The 1,461-nt window shown below is 75.2% G+C and carries 1 protein-coding gene; it reads right to left on the minus strand.

The features are described from left to right. Nucleotides 1-53 precede the first annotated feature (53 nt). Nucleotides 54-1,461, minus strand: a 1,408-nt coding sequence (locus tag IE249_RS16940) for a M6 family metalloprotease domain-containing protein (protein ID WP_189705652.1), incomplete at its 5' end; no start/stop codon positions are given.

Below are 1,461 nucleotides of genomic sequence, written 5' to 3' on the forward strand. Positions count from 1 at the left end.
ATGACGATGGCGGGCAGTTCGCGTGATCACGCGAGTTGCCCGCCATCTCTGTTTCATCCCGGCGTGATCGTGACCGTGTACGCCCCCGAGGCCGTACGGTTCTCCACCGCCACGCGCACCCCGTCCCCGGGCACGGTGAAGGTCTCCCCCACGGCGACCGGGGCGTCGGCGAGCTGCGGGTAGACGGAGTTCTCCCAGCAGGCCCGGGTGTGCGGGTGCGCGTCGATCACCTCGACGGGCCCGCCGCCGGACTCGGCCCCGCCGCGCACCCGGTAGACCAGCACCCCCGACCGGCACCCGCCCGCGTCGTTGCCCATCTGCGTCCGCGCCTCGACGGCCAGCGCGCTGTCCCTCCCGGTCCGCACCACGGCCAGCTTCGTCCCGCTGCCCAGCCCGAACGACGGCGCGGCGGCACCCGACGACTCCACGCCCGACGCGTCCACGGCCGGCCCGCTCGGCCCGGCCGGCCCGCTCGGACCCGCCGGTCCCGCCGGACCCGCCGGACCCGCCGGACCCGCCGGACCCGCCGGCCCAGTCGGCCCCGCCGGCCCGGTCGGCCCGCTCGCGGCGGGCCCGGCGGCGGCCGGCTCGCCCGAGCCCCGCGGCCCCGCCTCCAGCGGCTCCAGGGTGAGCCGGGTCGGTCCCGTGCCCCGTACGCACGTCACCTGGCGCGGGTCCAGCCAGCCGAGCTTCCACTTGTGCCAGGCGAACAGGTCCGGGGACAGGGCGAACTGGCTGCCCATCAGGTCCCAGTCCCCGACGAAGGTGTCCCAGTCGCCCTTGCCGTCCGCCGGCCGGTGGTAGAGGTCGGGCAGGTCGAAGACATGGCCCGTCTCGTGGGCGAGGACGAGCCGGTCCGGCGGATGCCGTTCGAACACCGTCACCACCCGCCGGATGTCCTTGCCGTCGGCCCGCAGCGGGGTGTCCAGGTTGACGACCTTGGTCGCGTCCGAGTCGACGCCCGGCGCGTCGGGGTCGGCGACCAGGTACACGACGTCGTAGCGCGAGAAGTCGACCTGCGGGTCGGCCACGGAGAGCGCGTCGCGCAGATAGGCGGCGCGGTCCCGGGCGTTCCAGTCGCGGTGCATGGCGTACGCCGTGGAGGGGCGCGGCATCCGGATCCAGCGCCGCAGCGGGTGCGGGCGCAGGGTGAACTTCCCGTAGGAGGCCCGCTCGAAGTAGCGGCTGGTGGCCGGGAAGTGGTCGGCGGCGAGTTCGGCGGGCGTGGTGAGCGGGACGGAGTCCGGGAAGGAGAGGAAGACCATCACGGCGTCCAGCGAGCGGGTGGGCCGCACGTAGGAGGCGTTCCAGGTGTCCACGCCCTCCGAGTGGTGGGCGTCGGTGCGGTGGAGGGCGCAGGGGGCGGTGGAGAAGGGCTCGGCGACCGAGGGGCCGGTCAGGATCGAGGTGGCGGCGACCGCCGACAGGGTGGTGAACACCGCGGCGGTGCTGCGCAGTCGG

This window comes from Streptomyces anandii JCM 4720, assembly GCF_014650655.1.
GTDB classification, from domain to species: domain Bacteria; phylum Actinomycetota; class Actinomycetes; order Streptomycetales; family Streptomycetaceae; genus Streptomyces; species Streptomyces anandii.